The organism is Cupriavidus sp. JZ107 (genome assembly GCF_053903255.1).
In genome coordinates, this window is the sequence record NZ_CP096480.1 from 331809 (window position 1) to 347100 (window position 15292).

Below are 15292 nucleotides of genomic sequence, written 5' to 3' on the forward strand. Positions count from 1 at the left end.
TTATTGGTTGTGTCCGCTGCCGACCTGCTGCCGCGCCAGGCGGGCGGCGTATTCGTCGGTGGCGCGTTGTTCGCGGCGCGCGGCAATCTGCTGCTCGCGCGACTCGGCGCGCTGGATCAGCGTGTCGAAGGAGTTCAGCCGCTGCTTCTGTTTCTGCCAGTTGGCGCGGCCGGCCAGCAGTTGCGATTCGGCCTTGGCCAGCGCCTCGGTCTGATGCCGGATCGCCGCGTCGAGCGAATCGAGGAATTGCGAGAAGTCGTGCCAGCGCGCCGACGGCATGCCGTTCTGCATCAGCGCCTGCATGCGCGCGCGGTATTCCTGCCGGTATTGGGTCAGCGCGGCGAGCTGCTGTTCGGCCTGCGTGCGCTGGCCCTGCAGCCGTCCGAGCTCGCGCGCGGCGGTGTCGGTGTCGTTCTGGGCCAGATCGGCCAGCGTGTTCAACGGGGAGGTCTTAGCCATTTGCGCTCCTGTCGAAGAGCAGATGCAGTTGGTCGATCGATTCGCCGTAGCCCGCGCGCTCGTGAATGTCCTGCTGCAGGAACGCTTCCATGCGCGGATGCAGGCGGATCGCCAGATCGAGTTCGGGATCGGCGCCCGGCACGTAGGCGCCCACGCTGATCAGGTCGCGGTTGCGCTGGTAACGCGACATCAATTGCTTGAAGCGGCGCACCGAGCCGAATTGCTCCGGCGAGATCAAGGCGGTCATCGCGCGGCTGATCGAGGCCTCGACGTCGATCGCCGGATAGTGGCCGGCCTCGGCCAGGCTGCGCGACAGCACGATATGGCCGTCGAGGATCGCGCGCGCCGAATCGGCGATCGGATCCTGCTGGTCGTCGCCCTCGGCCAGCACGGTATAGAAGGCGGTGATCGAGCCGCCGCCCTCGGCGCCGTTACCGGCGCGCTCGACCAGGGTCGGCAGCTTGGCGAACACCGAAGGGGGGTAGCCCTTGGTCGCCGGCGGCTCGCCGATGGCCAGCGCGATCTCGCGCTGGGCCATCGCATAGCGCGTCAGCGAATCCATGATCAGCAGCACATGGCGGCCCTGATCGCGGAAATATTCGGCAAGGCGCGTCGCATAGGCGGCGCCCTGCATGCGCAGCAGCGGCGAGGTGTCGGCCGGCGCGGCGACCACCACCGAGCGGGCACGGCCTTCCTCGCCAAGGATGTTCTCGATGAAGTCCTTGACCTCGCGCCCGCGTTCGCCGATCAGGCCGACCACGATCACTTCCGCGCTGGTATAGCGCGCCATCATGCCCAGCAGCACGCTCTTGCCGACGCCCGAGCCCGCGAACAGGCCCATGCGCTGGCCGCGGCCGACGGTCAGCATGCCGTTGATCGCGCGCACCCCGACATCGAGTACGGTATCGATCGGCGCGCGCGACAGCGGATTGATCTGCGAGCCGGCCAGCGGCACCTCGCGCGCGGCCTGCAACGGGCCGAGGCCGTCCAGCGGCCGGCCCGCCGCGTCGAGCACGCGGCCGAGCAGCCCTTCGCCGACCGGCAACCGCTTCGAGCCGGGCTCGCGCGGCGCGCTGTCGCCGCTGGGCAGTGGCGACGGTTCCAGCGGATAGACGCGCGCGCCGGGCACCAGGCCCAGCACGTCGGACTGCGGCATCAAATAAAGACGGTCGGCGCCGAAGCCGACCACTTCGGCCTCGGCCATGCGCGGGCCTTGACCGGGCGCGCCGGCATGGCCAGGGATCTCGATCAGGCAGTCGCTGCCGACCGGCATGCGCAGGCCCACCGCTTCCAGCACCAGTCCGGCGGCGCGCGTCAGCCGGCCGCAGCTGCGCTTGCTGTCCAGCTCGGCGACATTGGCGGCGGCGCCGGCCAGCGCATCGCGCCAGCGCTGGCCATGCAGCTCGGGCACGCCGGCTGCGGCATCGGTGGTCGCGTTGGCCGAGGGCGCGGCGATCGGCTCACGCATCGGGCGCTTCCCACGGATCGTTGCGGCCGAGGGCCTTGACTACGCGGCTCCAGCGGGTGGCCAGCGTCGCGTCGAGTTCGCCGCTGGCGGCGCTGGCGATGCACCCGCCGCGTGCGACGGTCGCGTCGGCGCGCACCGACCAGCCGGCCGCTTCCAGCTCGCCGGACAGATGCGTCTGCACCAGCTCGATATCGTCGGGGTTCAGCAGCAGGCACGGCGCGCCGGACAGCGCCGGCTCGTTGGCCAGCAGCTCGCGCACCGCGGGCAACAGCACGGCCGGGTTGTGCGCGACGGTGTCGTGCACCAGCTTGCGGGCGACATCGAGCGCCAGCGCGATCAGCGTCTGGCCGACCTCGTCGTCGATGCGGCGCAGCGCGCCGGCGAAGGTGCCGGCCAGTTCCTGCAGGCGGGCGGCCTCCTGGCGCGCGGTCTCGAGGCCGCGTGCGTAGCCTTCGCGATGGCCGTCGCCGTAACCCTGGGTCTGGCCCTGCGTGTAGCCCTGGGCATAGCCTTCCTTGCGGGCGCCCTCGCGCATCGCGTCCAGCGCGGCGAAGTCGATCGGCGGCGGCGCCGGTTCTTCCGGTTCGGCTTCGAACGCGGGTGGCGGAGGCGGCGGCGCGTCGAAGGCAGACATCTTCCAGCGGCGCCAGCCGTTGCCGTCGCCGCCGCGGTCGCCGCGCTTGCTGCCAGGCTGGCGTTCATCGGCGCCCAACGCATCGAAGCTTTCGAAGGCGGCGCCGTCGCGGCCACCACGCAGGTTCAGCCCGGCGGACGAGGAAGGCGATGCGGCGGGCGCGGACTGCGCGGCGGCGCGGGCTTGTGCACGCGGCTCGTAGCGTGCGCCGAAACCGTCGTCACGCTCATCGTCGCGCTCGTTGCCGAGCGGGCCGCCCAGATGGTGGCCCAGCGCCTGCCGCGCGTAGGGATTAGACATAGGCATCGTCGCCGGCTCCGATCTGGATCTCGCCGGCGTCGGCCAGGCGTCTTACCACCTGCAGGATGCTCTTCTGCTCGGCCTCGACCTGCGACACGCGCACCGGGCCCAGCGCTTCCAGATCCTCGCGCAGCATCTCGCCCGCACGGGTCGACATGTTGCGGATGAACTTGTCGCGCAGTTCCTGCGGCGCGCCCTTGAGCGCGACGATCAGCGACTCGGTGGCGATTTCCTTCAGCACGCGCTGGATGCCGCGATCGTCCACTTCCAGCAGGTTCTCGAACAGGAACATCTCGTCGATGATCTTCTGCGCGAGGTCGCTGTCGTGCTGGCGCACGCCGGCGATCACCGCTTCCTCGTGCGTGGTGTTCATCAGGTTGATGATCTCGGCCGCGGTGCGGATGCCGCCCATGCGGCTGCGCTTCAGGCTCTGGCCGGCCAGCAGCTTGGTCAGCACGTCGGTCAGCTCCTGCAGGGCGCCCGGCTGCACGCCGCCGAAGGTCGCGATCCGCAGCACCACGTCGTTGCGCAACCGGTCGGTGAACAGCGCCAGCACTTCCGAGGACTTCTGACGGTCCAGGTGGATCAGGATGGTGGCGATAATCTGCGGATGCTCGTCGCGGATCAGCTCGGCCACCGAGGTCGCATCCATCCAGTTCAGCGAGTCGATGCCGCTGCCCGGGTCGCGCGATTCCAGGATGTCCTCGATCACCGACAGCGCGCGTTCCTCGCCCAGCGCCTTGTTCAGGACGCTCTTGATGAACGTGCTCGAGTCGACCGACAGCGCCAGGAACTGTTCGGTCTCGCTGCGGAATTCGGCCAGCACGGCCGCCATTTCTTCTCGCGTGACGGCGTTCAGCGACGCCATGGCAGAGCCCAACGTCTGTACTTCGCGCGGCGACAGGTGCTTGAACACCTCGGCCGCCGCATCCTCACCGAGCGACATCATCAGGATGGCGCTCTTCTGCAAGCCCTCACCGTTCATCGCTAGACATCCAGTTCTTGATCACACTGGCGACCAGACGCGGGTCGCGTTGCGCGGCGTCGCGCACCAGGGCGAGATCGCTTTCGTATTTGGCGGTCAGGCGCAGCACTTCCGGATCCGGCTGCTGCTCCTCGACCGGCAGCAGCACCGACTCGGCCGCGTTGGTCTCGGCGGGCGGCGGCAACGGCGGCGCGGTGTACTTGCGCAGGATCGGCCGTGCCACCTTGAACCACACAAACAGGGCCAGCAGTGCCAGCAGCAGATACTGCGCGGCGGTCTTGGCCAGCTCGATCATCTCGGGTTGCTTCCACAGCGGCAGTTCGGGCTTGATCTCGTCGCCGGAGGTGAACGGGCTGTTGACCACATTGAGCGAGTCGCCGCGCGCCGGCGAGAAGCCCATCGCCTCCTTGGCCAGGTTCTCGATCTGCGCCAGTTGCGCGGCGGTCAGCGGCTCGCTGGTGACCTTGCCGTTCGCGCCCGCCACCTGGCGATGGTTGACCACCACCGCGACCGACAGGCGGCGGATGCCGCCCGGTGCCTGCTGCACGTGGCGCACGGTGCGGTCGAGCTCGTAGTTGGTGGTCGAATCGCGGCGGTTGCTGCTTGGGCCGGACTGGGCGCCGGCGAGCGCGGCCTGCGCGGTGCCGGCCTGCTGACCCTGGGCCTGCTGGCCGGCCTGTCCTTGCTGACCCTGCTGTCCTTGTTGTCCTTGCTGTCCCGGTTGCTGCGTGACCACCGGTGCGGCGGCCTGCAGCGGCGGCTGGTTCGACAGCGCGCCCGGCACGCCGCCGACGGGCGAGCCGCCTTGCTGGTTCGATTCGCTGGTCTGCTGGCTGCGGATCGCCGCGCGGGTCGGATCCTGGTTCGGCTTGAACGACTCGTCGGTGTGCTCGACGATACTGAAGTCGACGTCGGCGGTGACCTGGGCCTTCACATTGCCCTGGCCGACGATCGGAGCGAGGATCGACTCGACGCGCTGCACGTAGGTGCGCTCGAGCGTCTGCACATACTTGAGCTGCGTGGCATCGAGCATGCGCTCGTTGCTGCCGTTGCCCGACAGCAGGTTGCCATGCTGGTCGACGATCGAGATCGACTTGGGCGTCAGCTCCGGCACGCTCGACGACACCAGATGGCTGATCGCGGCGACCTGGCCTTCGTCGATGGCGCGGCCCGGATGCAGCGTCAGCACGATCGACGCGGTCGGCTTCTGGCGCTCGCGCACGAACAGCGTCGGCTTCGGAATGGCCAGATGCACGCGGGCGGACTGCACCGCGGCGATCGATTCGATCGAGCGCGCGAGCTCGCCTTCGAGCCCGCGCTGGTAATTGACCTGTTCGGCGAACTGGCTGATGCCGAACTTCTGGTTGTCCATCAACTCCATGCCGGCGTTGCCGCTCTTGGGCAGGCCCTGCGAGGCCAGCCGCAGCCGCATCTCATGGACCTTGTCGGCCGGCACCATCACCGCACCGCCACCCTCGGCGAACTTGTACGGCACGTTCATCTGCTGCAGCGACGCGATCACCGCGCCGCCGTCGCGTTCGGACAGGTTGCTGTACAGCACCTTGTAGTCGGGGCTGCGCGACCACAGCACGCCGACTGCAATCGCGGCGGCCAGCGCGGCGCCGCCCAGCATCAGCGGCAGGCGCGGATTGCCCTTGAAGCGCTCGATCAATTCCGAGCGGTTGCCCAGCACGGCCGCGGCATTCATGCGCGGGCCTCCGTGTTGGCCGACCCGCCGAGCAGGCCGGGCAGGGGCGAACCTTGCCGGGGGCGCAATGCGCCGCCCTGGCGGTGGCCGATGTCGGCATGGCTCAGATCACGCAGCAGACAAAACACGCGTACTCTCCGCGATAGTTAAACAAAGGGGCGCCGGTGTCGTTAATGCATTCGCTGGCACCAAACCAGGAAAGCGGGTGGGGAGCGGCAAGGCGACAACCCGCCAGACCCGGCACGGTAGCGATGATCGGTTACCGCGCGCACAGACAATCGGAGGAATAGGACGGCTTTTCGGTCCGATTTCGGCCTATGCCGGGCGAGGCGCGACGGGTACGCTTCGGCTGCTGGATGGGAAGGAGCGCCCGCGCGGAACCCGTTCCCGTCCGACCGACCCAATCCGGGGGCCCGCCGACCTTGTCTCGGCGCCTCGCCAACTACGGAATAGATAGACCGATGAGTTCGATTGCTTCCATCGAAGGCATGCTGCAGCAGCTGCGCGGCCTGGCGCAGAGCGCGTCGGGCACGACGTCCCAGACCGCGCCGGCCGCCGCTTCCGGCTTTGCCGGCGAGCTGCAGCGTTCGCTGCAGAAGATCAGCGGCGCCCAGGAACGCGCCTACGGCCTGGCCGAGGCGTTCGAGCTCGGCAAGCCGGGAATCGCGCTGAACGACGTGATGATCGAAATGCAGAAGGCCAGCATTTCGTTCCAGACCGGCGTGCAGGTGCGCAACCGGCTGGCGATGGCGTATCAGGAAGTGATGAATATGGCGGTGTAAGCGTCGCGGATCGCGCGCTACCTACCGTATGCCATCTCGTCATTCCCGCGAACGCGGGAATCCAGCGTCTTTTGACGTCACTGGGTCCCCGCCTCCGCGGGGACGATGATGTGAGTGGAAACATGAAGGCGGCCCTTGCGGCCGCCTTATTCGTTTATTGCTGCGCCCGGGGTACCTTCACTCGATCCGCACGATCCCCGTATCCGCTTCCAGCCGATGCAGCCAGGCCAGCAGTTCGGCCACCGCCGTATAGAGCTGCGGCGGGATCTGGCTGTCGAGGTCGACCTGCATCAGCAGGTTGACCAGCGTCGGCGAATCGTGGACATAGACGCCGGCCTCGCGGGCCTGCGCGATGATCGATTCGGCGATCAGGCCGTAGCCCTTGGCGACCACGCGCGGGGCCGCGTCGTTCTTCTGGTACGACAGCGCGACGGCGGCGCCGCGGGGCGAGTCCTGCTGGCTCATGCGGCGCCCTCCGCGTCGGCGTCGCGGCGGATCGAGAAATGCAGCAGGTCGATGCCGCGCGCGCCGAGGTTGGTGCGAAGGCGATCCTGCGCGTCGTTCAGCATCCGTGCGATGCGGTCTTCCTGCACGGCCAGCCGGGTTTCCAGACCCGTAGGCGTCAGTGTCAGCCGGGCCTCCACCGTTCCCAACTGCGGTAACTCGAGCACCAGCCGGCTCGACCACGCGCGTTCGTCGGCGTCGTCGCCGTGTTCCGCCGACCCGCCGTGCTGGTGCTGTTCGGCGATGTCCCATTGCATCGGCGTGCCGGGCCACGCTTCGCCGGCCCAGCGGAACTGCTGGGTCGCCAACAGCTCGAGCTGCTGGCGCACGATGCCTTCGGTATTCGGATGGATGGCCGGTGCGGCTTCGGCCTTGGCCATATTGCCGGTCGCATCCGGCCGTGCCTGGGCGTCGTCGCTGGCGCTGAGCAGCGTCTGCGAGCCGGCCTGGCGGGCGGCGTCGTTGGCGGCGGCCTGGTAGGCCTGTGCTGCCGCCTGCAACGAGCGCGGCGTTTCGTTGCCGCGTGGGGCGTCGCTGGCGCGTGCAGCGGCGTCGCCCAGCGTCGCGGCCGGGTCTTCGGCGCCTGCCTCCAGGCCGGTGGTGGCGGAGCGCGCGGCATTCAACGCGGCGTCGAGCACCGCCTGCGAGGGATCGGCGGCTGCCAGTGCCTGGATCGCGCTGCTCAGGGCCTGGGCGTCGGTGGGCGAGGCGGGGAGCAGAGTCGGCAGCGGCGCCGTGCCCGAAGGTTGCATCGGCGCCCCCGGTTGCTGCCCGTAGGTGCCCGTCGCGGCCCCGTGACCGGACGCGGCACCGCCGGCGCCGGTTCTGGCGCTGTTACCGGCGCTGTTGCCTGCGCTATTACCCGGATACGGATCCCGGCCGATTCCCGCCTGCGGCTCGCGCGCCAGACTGGCCAGCCCGCGTTCGCCGGCGATCCACTGCGCAAGATGCGATTCATAGAACAGCCCGCTGTCTTGCACCAGATGCATCAGCGCCTGCCGCACCTGTGCGGTCCCTTCGGGCAGGCGCGTAGGCGGCACGGCCAGCAGCGGACCGGCGCTGCGCAGTGGCGCGGCCGAGCCCTGCGCCAGCAGGGTAAGGATGGTGCGGGCGGCAAAGCTGAGCGTTTCGCGGGTGGAGCCGACCGGCGTGTTTGCCGAAGTCTGTCCCTGCGGACCGGTTCGCACCGGCAGCTCGACCGCGCCGGTGGCGGTGCCGTCGGACTGGCGCACCGTGGCGCCGCCGGGGCTGGCCGTCGGAATCAGCGCCGCCAGCTTGTTCGCCGACACCTGCGCGCGCAGCGTGTTGGTATCGAGACCTTGCCCTGACGGCGAGCCGGGCGGCAGATGGATCGCGGTCATGGGGTGGCTTCCGGGTGGTCCGCTGGGTCACCGGCTTGCCGGCGACGGCCAGCGGGACCCGGTGCGGGGTCAGGCAAGGCTGCCGTAGGCGTGCGAAAGATTCTGGCGGCGGCGCGAGTCGCCCAGCAGTTGGCCCAGACGTGCCAGGTGCGGCAGCATCAGGTCGCGGATGCGGGCGTCGTACGCCAGGATCCGGTCGAGCAGCGCGTGGCGTCGCATCCGTTCTTCGGCCGAGACCGGCACGTTGTGCTCGAGCTCGCGCAGGCGGTCCACCACGGCCAGGTAGACCGTCTGCACATCGTTGAATGCGGTCCAGTTTTCCGCCTCGGCGGCTTCGAGCATCTGCTCGGACAGCAGCAGCAGTTCCTCGTAGTTCAGCACGGTGGGAGACACGGTATGCATCATCAGTTCTCCTGCGCCACGGCAACGGCTTCCGGCTGAGCGGCGGCCGCCGATTGCGCGGCGTGGTCGCCGGCTTCCGGCTCGCCGATCTGCGCCCATGCGGTGGCGAGGTTTTCCAGCAGCGCGTCGACCTCGTTGAGCAGCGTGACATCGCTGCGCACATTGGCCAGCAGCAGGCGGCGGGTCATGTAGTCGTACAGCGCTTCGAGGTTGGCGGCGATCTCGCCGCCGGTGTCGTGATCCAGCACCGCGCGCAGGCCGTTGTCGACGATGTCGATCGCCTTCGAGATGGCCTGGCCGCGCGCCTGCACGTCGCCCGCATCGAGATGGAACTTGGCCCGTGCGATGGCCGAGCGCGCGCCGTCGTACAGCATGGCGATCAGCTTGTGCGGGCTCGCGCTCATGGCCCCGGTCTGCACGCCGACCCGGGCATAAGCGTTGATTGCTTGGCGCGCGTACATGATGGCGGTCCTTGCCGTTGGTTACTTCTTGGTCTGGTTGGCCAGCGCGGCGAATTGCTCGGTCAGATAGCTGCGGGTCTGATTGAGCTTGCTGACCAGCAGGTCCAGCTGGGTGAACTGCGCGCGGTAGCGTTCGATGGTCGTGTTGACGCGGTCCTCGACCTGCGCGTAGCGGTCTTCCAGGTCCTTCAGGCTCTCGGTCAGGCCATCGGTGGCAACCTTGATCGCCCCGTTGGTTTCGTTCAGGTCGTCGATGGCGTCGGTGATCTGCTTGCCGTAGCCGCCGGTGCCGGTGGTGTGCGAGAACATCGAGGTCACGCCGCCGAGGTTCTCGCTGATCGCCTTGGTCAGCTTCTTGTCGTCGACCTGCAGCGTGCCGTCCTTGGTGAACGAGACGCCGATCTCCGACAGCGTGATGGTGCCGCCCTTGCCGTCCGGCTGCGGCACGTTCAGCATGCTGCGCAGGCTGGTCTGGATCGAGCGCAGCGTGCTGTCGCCGTTCAGTGCGGCGCTGCTGCCGGTGGTCGTGTCGAACGCGGTCAGCGACTTGGCCGTGCTCTGGATGTTGTTGTACGCGGTGACGAAGCCCTGGATCGCGGCCTTGATCGCGTCGGTGTCGCGCGTCACGGTCAGGCTGCTGGTGCCGGTCTTGTTCAGCGTCAGCGTGACGCCCTGGGCCGCATCGGTGACGGTATTGCTCTGGCTGACCACGTCGATGCCGTTGATCTTCAGCTTGGCGTTGGTCGCGCGCACCGTCTCCTGCATGCCGCTCGGCTGCACCGCCTGGGTCGGATCGAAGCCGACCAGATTGCTCAGTTCGGGGCTGTCCGCGGTAATCCGCATGCTGGACTGTTCGCCGGTGGTGTTCGAGGTCAGCACCAGGCGATAGGGCGTGCCGCTGCCGTCGTTGACGATGCTGGCGGTCACGCCGACGCTGGCTTGATTGATCGCGTCGCGAATGCCCTGCAGCGAGTTCTGGCCGGGCTTGATCTCGACGGTCTTGGTGCGCGCGGCATCGGCGGTGAAGCCCAGCGGATCGGTGTAGCCGCCGGTGCCTTCGTTGTAGCCCTGGCGCGTGCCGAATTCGAAGGTGATCTTGCCGGTGCCGATCGCGGTGGTCTGGCTGGCGACGTTGGTGCCCACCAGCGATTGCGCCTGCGCGAGGCTGGTGACGTTGACCGAGTAGGTGCCCGGCACGGCGTTGGAGCCTGCCGCGGCGGTCATGATGTCGGTGGAACCGGCCACCGCCTTGGCGGCGCCAAAGGTGGCCGCATCGGCGAGCTTCTTGGCGGCGCTCTGGTAGGCGGACAGCACGCTGCTGAGCGTGCCGTAGGCGGAAAGCTTGGCTTGGTAGCTGGACGCCTGGGTCTCGAGCAGCTTCAGCGGCGTCTTTTCCGCGGCCTCGAGTTTCTCAAGCAGCGCGCCAAGTTCAAGTCCGGAGCCGACACCGATGTTGGAGATGGTAGCCATAGTCTTTTGCCTTTGTTGTTCAGCCTGTCTACGTCAACGCGTCCCAAGAAACGCTTTGCAGGCAGCGAACTGCCTGCGAAGCATTCCCAGCGGAAAACCGGGCCTTGCGGGCCCGGCTTTCCGCGCCGTTGCGAATTAACGCAGCAGCGACAGCACGTTTTGCGTGGTCTGGTTGGCTTGCGCCAGCACCGAGGTACCAGCTTGCTGCAGGATCTGCGCGCGGGTCATGTTCGACACTTCCGTTGCGTAGTCAGCGTCCTGGATGCGCGAACGCGAAGCCGACAGGTTGGTCACGGTGGTGCCCAGGTTCGAGATCACCGAGTCGAAACGGTTTTGCACCGCACCCAGCGAGCTGCGCAGGGTGTCGACGTTCGCCAGCGCTGCGTCCAGCTTGGCCAGCGGGTTCGAGCTGGCGCCCGAGGTGATGCTGGACAGTTGGATGTTGGCGGTGTCGATCGCGAAAGCGGCGGTACCGGCGGTCGTGGTCACGTCGGCCGATTGCGGATCCAGAGCGATGTAGAACTCCTTCGCAACGGTCGCTTCGACTTCGAAGCCCTTGGCCTTCAGCGTGCTGACTTCGGTCGCGTCGGCGGCGGTGATCGTCACGGTGGCGTACCAGTTGCCGTTGTCGTCCTTCTCGGCCGTACCGGCCAGGACCACGCTACCGGCGGCGACGCCCAGGCGCGAAGCCAGGTCACCAGCGTTCGATTCCGTCACGGCCGTGGTCGTCACGTTCGTCGTCGTGCCGTAGGCGGTTTGGTAGTCGGCGGCGACCAGAGCGGCCGGCGTGCCCTTCGGGCCCGACACGTTGAAGCCGTCCAGACCCAGGGTCTTGGCGGTGATTTCCTTCAGGTCGATGGCGATGATTTCGCCGTCGTTCGCGCCGACCTGGATGTTCATCTTGGTGTCCTTGGCCAGAACCTTGACGCCGTTGAACTGGGTCTGTTCCGAGACACGGTTGATTTCTTCCAGACGCTGCTTGATTTCGTCCTGGATCGATTGCAGGTCCGAAGCCGAGTTCGAGCCGGTCGCGGCTTGCACCGACAGTTCACGGATACGCTGCAGGTTGTTGTTGACTTCCGTCAGCGCGCCTTCGGTCGTCTGAGCCAGCGAGATGCCGTCGTTGGCGTTGCGCTGCGCTTGCGTCAGGCCGCGGATGTTGGCGGTGAAGCGGTTGGCAATCGCCTGACCGGCCGCGTCGTCCTTGGCGCTGTTGATACGCAGGCCCGAGGACAGGCGCTGGATCGCGGTGTTCAGCGCCGATTGCGACGTGTTCAGGTTGTTCTGAGTCATCAGAGACAACGAGTTGGTATTAATGACTTGCGCCATGGTACGACTCCTATTTGCAATGTTTTACGCATTCCGGCGGGTGCCGTAACGTTGGCTGCCTGCACTGCAGGGCGTGAAGTGCCTCCGTTGCCAAGGTTATCGACCGGGCTGCCGAAAGGTTTAGAGTGACTTTCAGTCGGTGGCGCGGAAAGCTGTCATTGCAATGCTGCGGGCGGCTCCTGGCCTGGCTCAGGCGCGCCGGCGGGACCGCGTGCGGGGGGTGAACAGCCGCACGAACTCGGGCGGCACCTCGTCGCGGGGCAGCTCGATCGGCTGCCCGTCGACGTTGTCCGGGGTGATCGCCGCGATCGCATGCTTGTAGACGATCTGCGGCGCCGGGTCGCCGTGGGCCAGGGCCAGCAACACCATATAGGCGTCGGCGCCAACCACGACCCCGTGCAGGCGCACGCCGCTGGTCAGATGCAGCACCACCGGATGCCGGCTGGCGCGATGAAAGGCCAGTTGTCGGTCCTGGAGCTGGCGGCCCGGACGAATACTTCTGATTTCCTGATACTTCACGACTTCTCCGGTCGAGCCCGATAGGGTTCTGTCGGCAGACAACGGTACGGGGATCAGGCACGAGCCGGCGCGGATGCGGCACGACGGTATCCGTATTGGCGAGAGCCCGATCTTGGCGAGGGATGAAACATTCGCTCTCGGTACCGGCGCGGGGGAAGTCATCGCGTGTCCTTGCGGCCGTGGCGCTTGTGGTTCGCGGATGTGTTGCCTCGACGGTCGGACTGGCGTGCCGCCAGAAGAGAAGGGGAATACTTCGGCCCGGAGGGTAACAAATTTTTACAACTCGGGGATCGAAGGAGCCGTGACATGCGTCTAGAGGTAAACCTCTAATTAAGTGCTTGCATACATGTGCCGATAACCACAGCTGTTCTCGGCGTAAAGTGCTTCGATCTGCGCAGCCTTTAAAGCGAACTGCGAGCCGAAGCGGGTTCCCATCCGAGTGCGTACTCACCTCGACGCTTCTCTGCAGCAATCGCGACGGTCTTTTCTTGTTTTATTTGTAAAACAAAGTAAGTGTCACTATCGGCATTTACCCTGATGGAAACTGTATTTACACCTCATCTAAGCACCGCTATAGTCGGCCGCGAGCCAATCGGCTCTAGCAGTCCTGGAAAGCCTACGAGCACCCCGCGCGTGGGCTTCTTTTTTTGCCCGCGTCCTGTGCAATGCCGGACGTCTTCGCCCGCCTGGGGCGGAATACCGGATGCTCGGCGTCAATTGGACACCCGTCCTGTCTCGGGCAATCGATGGAGGTGACGGGGTTTTTGCCTCTTGTTCGCCATTTGGCCATGGGGTCCCCGCTCACCACTCGTTCTGCTGACCTCAGTCGACCTCTGCCGCCGATAGCGATACCCCGCCGTATCGGCTGCCATCAAGAAAGCGTTCCTTCCTGCCGTTAGCGAAGCACCGCCGCGCACACGCGCGCGGCGTCGACTACCAGAGAAGAGGGGGCGGTATGGGAGGGTGGAAGCATTTCGGCATTGGCGCGCGCCTGGCGGGAGCCTTTGCCGCGATGGTGGCGTTGCTCGCCGTGGTGGCGGGTTTCGGCCTGATCGCGCTGGGCGATATGAACGCTTCGATGCGGACGACCGTCGAGCAGCGTCTGCTGAAGGTCATGGAACTGGACGGCGTCAAGGAGGGTGCGCAGGCCATCGGCATCATGGTGCGCGACGCGGTGCTGACCGAGGACCCGGCCGTGGTCCAGCAGAACGTCGGCCGCGTCAACGAGCGCCGCAAGCAGATGAGCGCCACGCTCGACGATCTCTCCAGGCTGATTGCCGCCTCCGACAATCCCGGCCTCAAGCAGGTGTTCGACGAACTGGGCAAGCATCGCGCCGCCTATAACGCCCAGCTCGACCAGTTGCTGACGCAGCTGCAGGCAGGCGAGTTCGTCGCCGCGCGTGCCGGTCTGATTGTCACGCTGCCGGCCGCGCAGGCAGCGTACTTCGAGCGCCTGGACACGCTGATCGCCTCGGGCCGCAAGATGGCCACCGAGGCGGTGCAGCAGGCCCAGGCCGACTATCTGTTCACGCGCAATCTGCTGCTGGCGCTTGGTGCCGTGTCCGCGCTGCTGGCCGTCGGGCTCGCGGTGGCGATCACCCGCTCGATCGCCGGGCCGGCGCGGCAGGCGTTGGCCGCGGCCGAGGCGCTGGCGCAGGGCGATCTGGCATTCGCCATTCGCGCCAAGGGCGACGACGAGATGGGCCGGATGCTGAAGGCGATGCAGCGCGCTTTCGCGGAACTGTCGGTACTGGTGCGCGGCATCCAGGGCGCCTCGGGCGCGATCGACGGCGCCACGCGCGAGATTGCCAAGGGCAACACCGACCTGTCGCAACGGACCGAGGAGCAGGCCGCCTCGCTGGAGCAGACCGCCGCCTCGATGGAGCAGCTGACCTCGACCGTGCGCCAGAACGCCGACAACGCCCGCCAGGCCAACCAGCTCGCCGTCAACGCCTCGGCGGTGGCCGCCGAGGGCGGACGTACGGTGCGCAGCGTGGTCGAGACGATGCAGGGCATCTCGCAATCGTCGGCCAAGGTCGCCGAGATCATCGGCGTGATCGAAGGCATTGCCTTCCAGACCAATATCCTGGCGCTGAACGCCGCGGTCGAGGCCGCGCGCGCCGGCGAACAGGGGCGCGGTTTCAGCGTGGTGGCGGCCGAGGTGCGCAGCCTCGCGCAGCGCAGCGCGGCGGCGGCCAAGGAGATCGGCGAGCTCATCAACCGCTCGGTCGAGCAGGTCGAAGTCGGCGCCCGCCAGGTCGAGCAGGCCGGCGGCACCATGGACGGCATCGTGGAAGCCGTTCGCCGCGTGACCGACATCATGGGCGAGATCTCCGCCGCCAGCGCGGAGCAGTCGACCGGCATCGAGCAGGTCAACCGCGCGATCGCGCAGATGGAAAGCGTGACCCAGCAGAACGCCGCGCTGGTCGAACAGGCCGCGGCCGCCGCCGAAAGCCTGCAGCAGCAGGCTGCGGGGCTGGTGCAGGACGCGGCGAAGTTCCGTGTCGAGGAGGCGACGGTGGCGTTGTCGCGAGCCACGGACCCGGCTCGGGAACCGATGCTCGCCGTGGCGGCGCCGATTGCCAAAGCTGCGCCGGGTGCCAAGGTTGCATCGGCCGCAAGCCCCGCCTCGCTGCGTGCGGCCACGACCGCACCCACTCCCAAGACACCGGCGGTCTCTCGCGCCGACGGTGCTGCCGCAGCAGGCGCGAAGTCCCGTGGCACGCCGGTGCGGCCCGCCGCTCTGGCCGCTGCGGGAGCGGCGGCTGCTGGCGCAGATGACTGGCAGAGTTTCTGAAACGTAGTTGGGACGTAGACCGCGTCCCAATTTGCGTGGTCGACCGGAGCCGGGAAGGGCGATTTGGCGCTCCTTTTTTGTCGTCTATAATTGACAAAAACTGGAGGCGCCAA

The 15292-nt window shown here is 67.4% G+C and carries 14 protein-coding genes; 2 read left to right on the forward strand and 12 right to left on the reverse strand.

Annotation, left to right across the window (positions count from 1 at the left end; translation table 11 throughout):
- Genes fliJ through fliF form a run of 5 tightly spaced genes read right to left on the reverse strand, consistent with a single transcriptional unit; the run spans position 1 to position 5554 of the window.
- A complete protein-coding gene (fliJ, locus tag M1D55_RS01420) occupies positions 1-459 on the reverse strand; it encodes a flagellar export protein FliJ (RefSeq protein WP_456280895.1) in 459 nt (152 codons plus the stop codon).
- Complete coding sequence (gene fliI, locus M1D55_RS01425; RefSeq protein ID WP_456280896.1) at positions 452-1927, reverse strand: flagellar protein export ATPase FliI; 1476 nt, start codon at positions 1925-1927, stop codon at positions 452-454. Before fliI ends, fliJ begins: the two co-directional genes overlap by 8 nt.
- Positions 1920-2861 (reverse strand): flagellar assembly protein FliH, encoded by a 942-nt coding sequence (fliH, locus tag M1D55_RS01430; protein ID WP_082928351.1) that lies wholly within the window; start codon positions 2859-2861, stop codon positions 1920-1922. Before fliH ends, fliI begins: the two co-directional genes overlap by 8 nt.
- Complete coding sequence (gene fliG, locus M1D55_RS01435; protein WP_023264265.1) at positions 2854-3846, reverse strand: flagellar motor switch protein FliG; 993 nt, start codon at positions 3844-3846, stop codon at positions 2854-2856. Before fliG ends, fliH begins: the two co-directional genes overlap by 8 nt.
- Complete coding sequence (fliF, locus tag M1D55_RS01440) at positions 3836-5554, reverse strand: flagellar basal-body MS-ring/collar protein FliF (RefSeq protein ID WP_456280897.1); 1719 nt, start codon at positions 5552-5554, stop codon at positions 3836-3838. The genes fliG and fliF overlap by 11 nt, the downstream gene beginning before the upstream one ends.
- Before the next feature lie 461 nt (positions 5555-6015).
- Here fliF and fliE point away from each other — a divergent pair, with 461 nt between their 5' ends.
- The gene (fliE, locus tag M1D55_RS01445; RefSeq protein ID WP_198753044.1) at positions 6016-6336 is read left to right on the forward strand and encodes a flagellar hook-basal body complex protein FliE; all 321 of its coding nucleotides are present in this window, start codon (positions 6016-6018) and stop codon (positions 6334-6336) included.
- A gap of 177 nt (positions 6337-6513) precedes the next feature.
- Here fliE and M1D55_RS01450 read toward each other — a convergent pair whose 3' ends face one another.
- The 7 genes from M1D55_RS01450 to M1D55_RS01480 form a co-directional block, all read right to left on the reverse strand.
- The gene (locus M1D55_RS01450; RefSeq protein WP_053823468.1) at positions 6514-6801 is read right to left on the reverse strand and encodes an EscU/YscU/HrcU family type III secretion system export apparatus switch protein; all 288 of its coding nucleotides are present in this window, start codon (positions 6799-6801) and stop codon (positions 6514-6516) included.
- Positions 6798-8201 carry a flagellar hook-length control protein FliK gene (gene fliK, locus M1D55_RS01455; RefSeq protein ID WP_456280898.1) on the reverse strand — a complete coding sequence of 468 codons (1404 nt, stop codon included), beginning with the start codon at positions 8199-8201 and terminating at the stop codon, positions 6798-6800. Before fliK ends, M1D55_RS01450 begins: the two co-directional genes overlap by 4 nt.
- A 69-nt stretch (positions 8202-8270) precedes the next feature.
- The gene (locus M1D55_RS01460; protein ID WP_006577182.1) at positions 8271-8606 is read right to left on the reverse strand and encodes a flagellar protein FliT; all 336 of its coding nucleotides are present in this window, start codon (positions 8604-8606) and stop codon (positions 8271-8273) included.
- The gene (gene fliS, locus M1D55_RS01465; RefSeq protein ID WP_006577181.1) at positions 8606-9064 is read right to left on the reverse strand and encodes a flagellar export chaperone FliS; all 459 of its coding nucleotides are present in this window, start codon (positions 9062-9064) and stop codon (positions 8606-8608) included. The genes M1D55_RS01460 and fliS overlap by 1 nt, the downstream gene beginning before the upstream one ends.
- A gap of 21 nt (positions 9065-9085) precedes the next feature.
- The gene (gene fliD / locus M1D55_RS01470; RefSeq protein ID WP_064574259.1) at positions 9086-10534 is read right to left on the reverse strand and encodes a flagellar filament capping protein FliD; all 1449 of its coding nucleotides are present in this window, start codon (positions 10532-10534) and stop codon (positions 9086-9088) included.
- A gap of 135 nt (positions 10535-10669) precedes the next feature.
- Entirely contained in the window at positions 10670-11863 is a 1194-nt protein-coding gene (locus M1D55_RS01475) for a flagellin FliC (protein WP_023264267.1), read from the reverse strand.
- A 189-nt stretch (positions 11864-12052) separates the two neighbouring features.
- The gene (locus tag M1D55_RS01480; protein WP_064574258.1) at positions 12053-12382 is read right to left on the reverse strand and encodes an RNA chaperone Hfq; all 330 of its coding nucleotides are present in this window, start codon (positions 12380-12382) and stop codon (positions 12053-12055) included.
- Between the two features lie 955 nt (positions 12383-13337).
- Here M1D55_RS01480 and M1D55_RS01485 point away from each other — a divergent pair.
- Positions 13338-15179, forward strand: coding sequence for a methyl-accepting chemotaxis protein (locus M1D55_RS01485; protein ID WP_456280899.1), 1842 nt, complete (start codon positions 13338-13340; stop codon positions 15177-15179).
- The last annotated feature ends 113 nt before the right edge of the window (positions 15180-15292 follow it).

Coding starts and splice junctions, on each gene's coding strand:
- M1D55_RS01485 (WP_456280899.1), top strand. CDS start 13,338: ATGGGAGGGTGGAAGCATTTCGGCATTGGCGCGCGCCTGGCGGGAGCC.
- fliJ (WP_456280895.1), bottom strand. CDS start 459: ATGGCTAAGACCTCCCCGTTGAACACGCTGGCCGATCTGGCCCAGAAC.
- fliH (WP_082928351.1), bottom strand. CDS start 2,861: ATGTCTAATCCCTACGCGCGGCAGGCGCTGGGCCACCATCTGGGCGGC.
- fliF (WP_456280897.1), bottom strand. CDS start 5,554: ATGAATGCCGCGGCCGTGCTGGGCAACCGCTCGGAATTGATCGAGCGC.
- M1D55_RS01450 (WP_053823468.1), bottom strand. CDS start 6,801: ATGAGCCAGCAGGACTCGCCCCGCGGCGCCGCCGTCGCGCTGTCGTAC.
- fliG (WP_023264265.1), bottom strand. CDS start 3,846: ATGAACGGTGAGGGCTTGCAGAAGAGCGCCATCCTGATGATGTCGCTC.
- fliK (WP_456280898.1), bottom strand. CDS start 8,201: ATGACCGCGATCCATCTGCCGCCCGGCTCGCCGTCAGGGCAAGGTCTC.
- M1D55_RS01475 (WP_023264267.1), bottom strand. CDS start 11,863: ATGGCGCAAGTCATTAATACCAACTCGTTGTCTCTGATGACTCAGAAC.
- fliI (WP_456280896.1), bottom strand. CDS start 1,927: ATGCGTGAGCCGATCGCCGCGCCCTCGGCCAACGCGACCACCGATGCC.
- fliD (WP_064574259.1), bottom strand. CDS start 10,534: ATGGCTACCATCTCCAACATCGGTGTCGGCTCCGGACTTGAACTTGGC.
- fliS (WP_006577181.1), bottom strand. CDS start 9,064: ATGTACGCGCGCCAAGCAATCAACGCTTATGCCCGGGTCGGCGTGCAG.
- M1D55_RS01460 (WP_006577182.1), bottom strand. CDS start 8,606: ATGATGCATACCGTGTCTCCCACCGTGCTGAACTACGAGGAACTGCTG.
- fliE (WP_198753044.1), top strand. CDS start 6,016: ATGAGTTCGATTGCTTCCATCGAAGGCATGCTGCAGCAGCTGCGCGGC.